This is a genomic window from Herbaspirillum sp. C9C3 (assembly GCF_013359625.1).
GTDB lineage: Bacteria > Pseudomonadota > Gammaproteobacteria > Burkholderiales > Burkholderiaceae_D > Herbaspirillum.
This window is the reverse complement of the sequence record NZ_JABFMQ010000048.1, coordinates 1-9,915: the sequence shown is the minus strand read 5'-3', so window position 1 is coordinate 9,915 and position 9,915 is coordinate 1. Positions and strand designations below refer to the sequence as shown.

Here is a 9,915-nt window from a genome sequence, read left to right as displayed (position 1 = left end):
AAAAGTGAGCGGCTGCCGGGCCGCCCCCGGCGCTCCGTTCCGCCCGGAGAGAGAAGATAATTAAGCTAGAGCGCAGGAAAGAGGCCCGTGCAGACTACCCAAAACACAAAACACAAAACACAAAACACAAAACAGCAAAACAGCAAAACAGCAAAACAGCAAAACACCAGCATTAAGCAACTCTTAACCCTAACAAGAAACAGCATTAACCGGACCTAAACCCTCCCAACAACCCCACCCGTCGCAGTCGTTAATAGGGCAAGAAAGGGACTCCCCCCTGTCACCTGCGCCGACCCGCATTCAATCACATCAACAAGGAAGCCAAGAAGGAGTCCAACCATGCAAGAGCAAGCAACAGGCAAGACGCTGTTGATCAGGAACGCACGCGTCCTGGTCACCATGAACGAAGACCGTGAAGAGATCGCCGATGGCGCGCTCTACATCAGGAACAACGTCATCGAGCAGGTCGGCAAGACCGAAGATCTTCCGCAAGAGGCCGACGAGATCATTGATGCCAGCCACCACGTGGTCATCCCTGGCCTGATCAACACGCACCACCACATGTACCAGAGCCTGACCCGCGCCATCCCCAGCGCGCAGAATGGCGAACTGTTCAACTGGCTGACCAATCTGTATCCGATCTGGGCTGGCCTGACGCCGGAGATGATCCGCGTATCGACGCTGACCGCCATGGCCGAGCTGATCCTCTCGGGCTGTACCACCAGCAGCGACCACCTCTACATCTACCCCAACCAGACCCGCCTGGACGACAGCCTGGAGGCGGCTGCCCAGATCGGCATGCGTTTCCACGGAGCGCGGGGGGCCATGAGCGTAGGCCAGTCCAAGGGCGGCTTGCCGCCGGATCGTGTGGTCGAAGAAGAGCCGTCCATCCTCAAGGACACGCAACGCCTCATCGAGACCTACCACGACGGCCAGCGCCACGCCATGCAGCGCATCGTGGTCGCCCCCTGTTCGCCCTTTTCGGTCTCGCGCGATCTGATGCGCCAAGCCGCCGACCTGGCGCGTCATTACGGCGTCTCGCTGCACACGCACCTGGCCGAAAACGTCAACGACATCGCCTACAGCCGCGAGAAATTCAACATGACGCCCGCGGAATATGCAGAAGACTGCGGCTGGGTCGGCCACGACGTCTGGCACGCCCACTGCGTGCAACTGGACGACCATGGCATCGACCTGTTCGCCCGCACGGGCACGGGCGTGGCGCACTGCCCCTGTTCCAACATGCGACTGGCCTCCGGCATCGCCCCCATCCGCAAGATGCTGGACGCGGGCGTGCCGGTCGGCCTGGGCGTGGACGGCAGCGCCTCCAACGACAGCGCCCACATGCTGGGCGAAGTCCGCCAGGCCATGCTGCTGCAGCGGGTGGGCTTTGGCCCCGACGCCATGACCGCGCGCCAGGCGCTGGAAGTGGCCACCCTGGGTGGTGCCAAGGTATTGAATCGCGACGACATCGGTGCACTCAAGCCCGGCATGTCCGCCGACGTCGTCATGTTCGACACGCGCCAGATCGCCTTTGCCGGCGCGCTCCATGATCCGGTGGCCGCGCTGGTGTTCTGCACACCCGCCAACGTGGACACCAGCATCATCAACGGCCGCGTGATCGTGCGCGAGGGACAGCTCACCACCATTGAGCTGGGGACGGTGCTGGAGCGGCACAATCATCTTTCGCTGGAACTGGCGCAGGCAGCGCGCTGACATTGCCAGAGGGACGGAACAATATGCGTATCACGGACATGAAAATAGGCGTGCGACTGGCGCTAGGTTTCGGCGCGGTCATGGCGCTGCTGCTGGCCATTGCCGTACTGGGCAACCTGCAACTGGGACGGCTGGCTGATGGCATCGGTCTGATCGTCAAGGACCGTTATCCCAAGACAGTCATGGCCAACACGGTACAGATCCAGGTCAACAAGATCGCGCTCGACATTCGCGACATCCTGCTGACCGACGATCCGGAACGCATCAAGGCCCTGGCTGCCGACGCCACTGCAGCGGACCGCAAGATGAACGCGTTCCTGGACAAACTCAAGGAAGTGGCGCGTACCGAAGAAGACCGACGCTACGTCGAGGCGGCCATCGCTGCGCGCCAGGCCTACGTGCCGGCGCGCGACAAGCTCATGGCCCTGGCCCTGGCCGGACAGGTAGAAGACGCCAAACAGTACCTGCCCCGACAATTCATGCCGGTGCAGATCAAGTACTTCATCGCGCTCGACGCCATGTTCGACTACCAGGGCGGCCTGATGGATGCCGCTGGTGAAACCGCCACGCAGGATTCCGCCAGCGCCCGCCACATCATCAACGCCCTGGCGCTGGTCGCCCTGCTGCTGGCGGCGGTAGTGGCATGGCTGGTCTCGCGCAGCATCGCGCGGCCGCTGGTCCATGCCGTCACGGTGGCGCGCCGGGTGGCACAAGGCGACTTGTCGGCGCGTGTGGAGGCGAGATCGCGGGATGAGACAGGGGAACTGATGATGGCCCTCAAACTGATGAACGACAACCTGCGCAACATCGTCGGCCGGGTGCGCCATGGTACGGAAGCGATCAACCATGCTGCCGGTGAAATCGCCAGCGGCAATCTCGACCTCTCGGCACGCACCGAGCAACAGGCGGGCTCGATCGAAGAGACCGCCTCGGCCATGGAAGAACTGAGCTCCACCGTCAGACAGAACGCCCACAACGCCAGCGAGGCTACAGCGCTGGCAGGCAACGCAGCGCGCATCGCGGTACAGGGCGGCGACGTGGTAGAGCAAGTAGTCAGGACGATGGCCGACATCAATGCCTCATCGCGCCAGATCGTGGACATCATCGGCGTGATTGATGGCATTGCCTTCCAGACCAATATCCTGGCCCTGAATGCCGCCGTGGAAGCAGCACGTGCGGGCGAACAGGGGCGCGGCTTCGCGGTGGTGGCTTCCGAAGTGCGCTCGCTGGCGCAACGCAGTGCGACCGCTGCCAGGGAAATCAAGGCACTGATCCACGATTCGGTCGGCAAGATCGACAGCGGCGCCACACTGGTGCAAGAGGCGGGCAGCACCATGCAGCAGGTGGTCGCCAGTGTGCAGCGGGTCAATGCCATCATCACCGACATCAGCACGGCCAGCCGTGAGCAGAGTGGTGGCATCGAAGAGATCCACCATGCCATCACACTCATGGATGAAGCGACCCAGCAAAATGCGGCGTTGGTGGAAGAGGCTGCTGCTGCCGCCCAGGCCATGCGCGACCAGGCCGCACAGTTGCGGGAAGCGGTGGGGGTATTCAGGCTGGATGCGTGAGGGCGGGCCGTAGCAGCCGCAGAAGAGATAAAGCCGTTCAGTAAAACACTGAACGGCTTTATCACGTTTTCGACGTCTCGCGAGGGCGCCACGTACGCTCAAATCAGCCCCACACCTCCGCCACCCGCAACAGATTGGTACTGCCCGGCTGCCCGAAGGGCATGCCCGCGGTGATGGCGATCTGATCGCCCGTGCGCGCAAACCCTTCCCGCACTGCGGCCTGACACGCCGCACTCACCATCTGCCGTTCGTCATGCACGGCTTCGCTGATGGTGCAATGTACCCCCCACACCAAGGCCAGCCGACGTGCCGTCGCCAGTTGCGGCGTGATGCTCAGGATCGGTGCCGCCGGACGCTCACGCGCGGCGCGCAGACTGGTATGACCGGAGCTGGTGTAAGTCACCGTGGCCGTCGCGCCAAGGATGCCCGTCACATCACGCAGAGCCGCGCAGATCGCATCAGGCCGGTTGTTCTGCGGCGGCGTATATTGCGCCTGCATCAGCGTGCGATACAGCGGATCCTGCTCGACCTGCACAATCACCCGATCCATCATGCTCACCGCCTGCAGCGGATAGTCACCCTGGGCCGATTCGGCCGAGAGCATCACCGCATCCGATCCGTCATAGATGGCACTGGCCACATCCGACACTTCCGCGCGCGTGGGCACCGGTGCCGCAATCATCGATTCCAGCATTTGCGTGGCGATCACGATGGGCTTGCCCTGCTGGCGGCAGGCGCGCAGGATGCGCTTTTGCGTGCCCGGCACGCACTCCGGCGGCAGCTCCACACCGAGGTCGCCGCGCGCCACCATGATGGCGTCGGACACCGCCACGATCTCGTCGAGCCGCTCCAGCGCGGCCGGTTTCTCCAGCTTGGAGAGGATGGCCGCACGCCCTGCCACCAGTGCACGTGCCTCCAGCACATCTTCGGGGCGCTGCACGAAGGACAGCGCGATCCAGTCCGCCCCCATCTCCAGCGCGAAGTCCAGATCGCGGCGGTCCTTGGCGGTCAGCGCAGGAATCGGCAAGACCGCATCGGGCACATTGACACCCTTGCGGTCGGAGACCACGCCGCCATTGACCACGCGCGTGCGAATGGAATCACCATCGCTGGCTTCCACCTGCAGGCGCAGCTTGCCGTCGTCGATGAGCAGGCTTTGTCCCGCTTCAATGGCTTCGAACAGTTCAGGATGGGGCAGCCAGACGCGGTGCTGGTCGCCTGGTGAGGCATCCCGGTCGAGCGTGAACATCTGGCCGGCCTGCAGCACCGCCCTGCCCTCGACGAACTGGCCGATGCGCAGCTTCGGCCCCTGCAGGTCGGCCAGCACGCCGATGGGGCGGCCGACTTCGCGCTCCACCTGGCGCACGATCTGGTAACGCGCGTGATGATCGGCGTGGCTGCCGTGACTGAAATTGAAGCGGAACACATCGGCCCCGGCCTCGAAGAGCGCGCGGATCATCTCCGGCGTGGCGCTGGAGGGACCCAGGGTGGCGACGATTTTGGCCTGGCGCAGGCGGCGCATAGGAATCTCCCGTAATGCTGGTTGTGATGACGTGGTCGACATGCGTAATGGCGCAAGCGATGAGGGCTTGCCAATGGCAAGCCCTCTTGGGGATGATGGCGTCCGGTCAGGATGCCTTGGCAATTTCGTGGTTGGACAGCATCTCCACCGCCCGACACAGCGCCGAGTGATCCATCCCCGCCAGTCCATTGGCCGCGCAGGCATTCATCAGTTCCTGGGCCGCCGCGGTATTGGGCAAGCTGATGCCCAGCGCCTTGGCCCCTTGCAGGGCCAGGTTCAGATCCTTCTGGTGCAGCTCGATACGGAAGCCCGGCGCGAAGGTGCGCTTGACCATGCGCTCGCCATGCACCTCCAGAATCCTCGAGGACGCAAAGCCCCCCATCAACGCCTGCCGCACCCGCGCCGGATCGGCCCCGGCCTTGGAGGCGAACAGCAGAGCCTCGGCCACGGCCTGGATGTTCAGAGCGACGATGATCTGGTTGGCGACCTTGGTGGTCTGCCCGTCGCCATTGCCACCGACCAAGGTGATGTTCTTGCCCATCAGTTCGAACAGCGGCCTGACGTCGTTGAAGGCCGATTCCGAACCGCCGACCATGATGGTCAGCGAAGCCGCCTTTGCGCCGACCTCGCCGCCCGAGACCGGCGCATCCAGATACTGGCAGCCCAGGGCATTGATCTTCTTGGCAAACTCCTTGGTGGCGATGGGCGAGATGGAACTCATGTCCACTACGATCTTGCCCGGTGACAGCCCCTCGGCCACGCCCTTCTCGGCGAACAAGACGGCCTCTACGTGCGGGGTGTCCGGCACCATGACAATGACGATGTCGGCGCGCCGCGCCACTTCCGCACCTGACGTGCAGACAGTGGCACCGCCCTCCAGCAAGGAGGCGGGGGGATTTTTCTGGTCGTGCAGGTAGAGCTTGTGACCGCCCTTCTGCAGGTTCTCTGCCATGGGCGCACCCATGATGCCCAGGCCAATGAATCCAACTTTTGCCATGCTGTGTCTCCTCAAGAAAGATGAAATCCTGCTGTCAAGTGTTCAGGCCGTCTGCAATCCGTGTTGCGCGATCCAGCCCAGTCCTGCCATGGTCCCGGCCTGCGGTTTGTATTCGCAGCCGATCCAGCCGCGATAGCCGATGTCCTCCAGCCAGCCGAACAGGTAGCGGTAATTGATCTCGCCAGTGCCGGGCTCACCGCGTCCGGGGTTGTCGGCCAGTTGTACGTGACCGATCAGGGAGAGGTTGGCCTTGATCGTATTGGCCAGCTCGCCCTCCATGCGCTGCATGTGATAGATGTCGTATTGCACGAAGAGATTGTCCGAGCCGGTGGCCAGGATCAGTTCCACCGCCTGGCGCGTCGTATTGAGGAAGAAACCCGGAATATCGAAGTGATTGATCGGCTCGATGAGCAGACGAATGCCTTGCTCCTTCAGGCGCGCGGCGGCGTATTTCAGGTTGCCGACCAGCACCTCGCGCGCCGCTTCGCGCGAGACGCCCGGCGGCAGGATGCCGACCAGGCAGTTGAGCTGCGACACCTCCAGAGCGCGGGCATAGCGGATCGCTTCATCGACCCCGGCGCGGAACTCGGCTACGCGGTCGGGGTGGCAGGCGATGCCGCGCTCACCGGCGTCCCAGTTGCCGGCGGGAAGATTGTGCAGCACCAGTTGCAGGCGATGCGTACGCAATTGGGTGGCGATCTGTTCCGGGTCGAAAGCATAGGGGAACAGGAATTCCACCGCGCGGAAACCGGCCTGCGAGGCCGCCGCGAAACGGTCAAGGAAAGGCTGTTCGGTAAACAGCATGGTGAGATTGGCGGCGAGTCTGGTCATGCTTGGCTCCTTTGTTGTTAGTCCAGCAGGCTGATGGCGGTGGGTGCATCGTCGGCGTGCTCGGCCAGGGGTTCGAATTCATTGATGGCATCGATCTCGGTGCCCATGGCGATATTGGTGACGCGTTCCAGGATGATTTCCACCACTACCGGTACGCGGTACTCGGCCATCCAGCGCCGGGCCTGGGCAAAGGCATCCTGGATGGCATTGGGATCGGTGACGCGGATGGCCTTGCAGCCCAGGCCCTCGACTACGGCCACGTGGTCCACGCCATAGCCGTTGAGCTCGGGTGCATTGATGTTCTCGAAGGCCAGCTGCACGCAGTAGTCCATCTCGAAGCCGCGCTGTGCCTGGCGGATCAGGCCGAGGTAGGAATTGTTGACCAGCACGTGCAGATACGGCAGCCTGAACTGCGCGCCCACGGCCAGTTCCTCGATCATGAACTGGAAGTCATAGTCGCCCGAAATGGCCACCACCTTCTTCTGCGGATCGGCCGCCACCACCCCCAGCGCGGCGGGAATGGTCCAGCCCAGCGGCCCGGCCTGGCCGCAGTTGATCCAGTGGCGATCGCGATAGACGTGCAGAAACTGCGCTGCGGCGATCTGCGACAAACCGATGGTGGCCACGTAGCAGGTATCGCGACCGAAGGCGCGATTCATTTCTTCATACACGCGCTGGGGCTTGACGGGCGTGTCATTGAAATGGGTGCGACGTTGCAGGCTCTTCTTGCGTTGCTGGCATTGGGCCAGCCACGCCGAACGATCGGGCAATCGCCCTTCTGCCTTCCATTGCGTGGCCACTTCCACGAACAGCGCCAGCGCCGCACCGGCATCGCTGACGATGCCGTAATCCGGCCCGAAGACGCGACCGATCTGGGTCGGTTCGATATCCACGTGGACGAAGGTGCGGCCCTTGGTAAAGACATCGATGGAGCCGGTATGGCGATTGGCCCAGCGGTTGCCGATGCCCAGCACGAAGTCCGAGGCCAGCAGCGTGGCATTGCCGTAGCGATGGCTGGTCTGCAGACCGACCATGCCGGCCATCTGCGGGTGGTCGTCGGGGATCGCGCCCCAGGCCATGAGCGTGGGGATGACCGGCACGCCGGTCAGTTCGGCGAACTGCACCGCCAGTGCAGCGGCATCGGCATTGACCACGCCGCCACCGATGGTGAGCAGCGGGCGTTGGGCGGCGTTGAGCATCTCCAGCGCCTTTTCGATCTGGGCGCGGGTAGCGGCCGGACGATAGACCGGCAGCGGCGCGTAGGTATCGGGATCGAAATCGATCTCGGCCATCTGCACGTCGAAGGGCAGGTCGATCAACACTGGCCCGGGGCGGCCTGAGCGCATCAGGTGGAAGGCTTGCTGGAACACGCGCGGCACCTGGGCTGGCTCGCGCACGGTCACGGCCCATTTGGTGACGGGCTTGGCGATGGATTCGATGTCGACGGCCTGGAAGTCTTCCTTGTAGAGCCGGGCGCGCGGTGCCTGGCCGGTGACGCAGAGGATGGGGATGGAATCGGCCTGGGCCGAATAGAGCCCGGTGATCATGTCGGTCCCCGCAGGGCCGGAGGTACCGATGCACAACCCGATGTTGCCGGCCTTGGCGCGGGTATAGCCCTCGGCCATATGGGAAGCGCCCTCCACGTGACGGGCCAGGATGTGCTTGATGCCGCCGTGTTTCTTCAGGGCCGCGTAGAAGGGATTGATCGCTGCGCCCGGCACGCCGAAGGCTTGCAGACAGCCTTCCCTGACCAATACCTGCACTGCCGCGTCGACTGCTCTCATCTTTGCCATGCTCGTTCTCCAGGATGTCCGTTGGTGGATGTGTGATCGCTGGAGGCCATGCTAGTCATTACAAATTCGAATGATAAGTATCATCGGAGTCCACTGATTACTGAGCAAAAGTATGGAAACATCCAAAAAGTATTGAATTACACTCAGACCGGGAGGGATTGATGGACAAACTCAAGCAGATTGAAGCTTTCGTACTGGTGGTAGACAAGGGCAGCCTGGCGGCGGCGGCACTGGAGGAGAAGGTCACCCCGGTGATGATGGGGCGCCGCATCGATGCACTGGAGAGGCGCCTGGGCACCAAGCTGATGCACCGCACGACGCGGCACCTGACGTTGACCGAGCAGGGCAGCGTATTTCTGGATCATTGCCGCAAGTTGCTGGAGCAGATGGACACGGCCGAGAAGAGCATAGCCGAGGGGCGGCACAAGGCGACTGGCCACCTGGTGGTCTCGACGCCGGCCGCGTATGGGCGCCTGCATGTGGCGCCGCATGCCCCGGCCTTTCTGGCTGCGCATCCGGAGGTACAGATTTCCTTCAACCTGACGGACCGCGTGGTGGATCTGGTTCGTGAGGGCTATGACCTGGGCATCCGCATTGGTGGCGCCATCGAACCCAGCTTCGTGGCGGTACGCCTGGCCAGCAACCGGCGTGTGGTATGTGCGGCGCCGGAGTATCTGCATCGTTACGGAGTACCGAGGACACTGGATGATCTGGCGCAGCACAACTGCCTGGCGTTCAACTTGCAGGGTGGGCAGCAACGCGGCTGGTATTTCCAGCAAAACGGCAAGCCGGTGATCATCAAGGTGCAGGGCAATCTGGATTGCAATGATGGCGAGTTGCTGCATCGCTGGGCTGGCGAGGGCTTGGGGCTGGCGTGGCGCTCGACCTGGGAGATCCAGGCGCAGTTGGCCTCGGGGGAGTTGGTGACGGTGCTCGACGAGTATGCCTTGCCGCACTACGACATCATGGCGGTGTATCCGCAGCAGCGGCATTTACCGGCGAAGACGCGGTTCTTCATTGATTATCTGAAGGAAGTGTATGGGCAGCAGGATTATTGGAACGGGAGGCGATGAAAGACGGCAGTGACGAAGCCGCAGGCGAGAAAAAAGGGCGATGCCACAGGCGAGCACGACCGAGGCCGGAGGCGAGCAAAAAAGGGCGAAGCCGCAGGCGAGCACGACCGAGGCCGGAGGCGAGCAAAAAAGGGCGAAGCCGCAGGCGAGCACGACCGAGGCCGGAGGCGAGCAAAACAGGGCGAAGCCGCAGGCGAGCACGACCGAGGCCGGAGGCGAGCAAAACAGGGCGATGCCGCAGGCGAGCACGAGTGGACGGTCCCCATAGAGCCAGCCGCCTCAGCAGAGCAAAAAGTGGATCAGAAGAATAGTCGGAGCGAAGCGACTCTATTCTTCCCACTTTTTGCTCTGCTGCGGCGGGGACCCTCCGCAGGAGGGCTGGCTCTTTGGGGTCGCCTTCTTTTGCTTACTT

At 63.1% G+C, this 9,915-nt stretch carries 7 protein-coding genes; 3 read left to right on the top strand and 4 right to left on the bottom strand.

Annotated features, from left to right (window positions below):
* Positions 1–339 precede the first annotated feature (339 nt).
* Together HNO82_RS21855 and HNO82_RS22410 are read left to right on the top strand one after the other, a co-directional pair.
* Entirely contained in the window at positions 340–1,716 is a 1,377-nt protein-coding gene (locus tag HNO82_RS21855) for an 8-oxoguanine deaminase (RefSeq protein ID WP_175345127.1), read from the top strand.
* Between the two features lie 23 nt (positions 1,717–1,739).
* On the top strand, positions 1,740–3,287 hold the full coding sequence (locus HNO82_RS22410; RefSeq protein WP_175345126.1) for a methyl-accepting chemotaxis protein: 1,548 nt from the start codon (positions 1,740–1,742) through the stop codon (positions 3,285–3,287).
* Between the two features lie 103 nt (positions 3,288–3,390).
* On the opposite strand, the gene pyk is transcribed toward HNO82_RS22410, so the two are convergent.
* The 4 genes from pyk to gcl all read right to left on the bottom strand — a co-directional run bounded on the left by pyk (position 3,391) and on the right by gcl (position 8,430).
* A complete protein-coding gene (pyk, locus tag HNO82_RS21845) occupies positions 3,391–4,809 on the bottom strand; it encodes a pyruvate kinase (RefSeq protein ID WP_175345125.1) in 1,419 nt (472 codons plus the stop codon).
* A 106-nt stretch (positions 4,810–4,915) separates the two neighbouring features.
* Positions 4,916–5,806: a 2-hydroxy-3-oxopropionate reductase gene (locus HNO82_RS21840; protein WP_175345124.1), complete on the bottom strand. Its 891-nt coding sequence runs from the start codon at positions 5,804–5,806 to the stop codon at positions 4,916–4,918.
* Between the two features lie 42 nt (positions 5,807–5,848).
* Positions 5,849–6,637 carry a hydroxypyruvate isomerase gene (hyi, locus tag HNO82_RS21835; RefSeq protein WP_175345123.1) on the bottom strand — a complete coding sequence of 263 codons (789 nt, stop codon included), beginning with the start codon at positions 6,635–6,637 and terminating at the stop codon, positions 5,849–5,851.
* Positions 6,638–6,654: 17 nt separating this feature from the next.
* Positions 6,655–8,430 (bottom strand): glyoxylate carboligase, encoded by a 1,776-nt coding sequence (gene gcl, locus HNO82_RS21830; RefSeq protein WP_175345122.1) that lies wholly within the window; start codon positions 8,428–8,430, stop codon positions 6,655–6,657.
* A 161-nt stretch (positions 8,431–8,591) separates the two neighbouring features.
* Between gcl and HNO82_RS21825 the strand changes: the two genes are divergently transcribed.
* Positions 8,592–9,503 (top strand): LysR family transcriptional regulator, encoded by a 912-nt coding sequence (locus HNO82_RS21825; RefSeq protein WP_008330739.1) that lies wholly within the window; start codon positions 8,592–8,594, stop codon positions 9,501–9,503.
* The last annotated feature ends 412 nt before the right edge of the window (positions 9,504–9,915 follow it).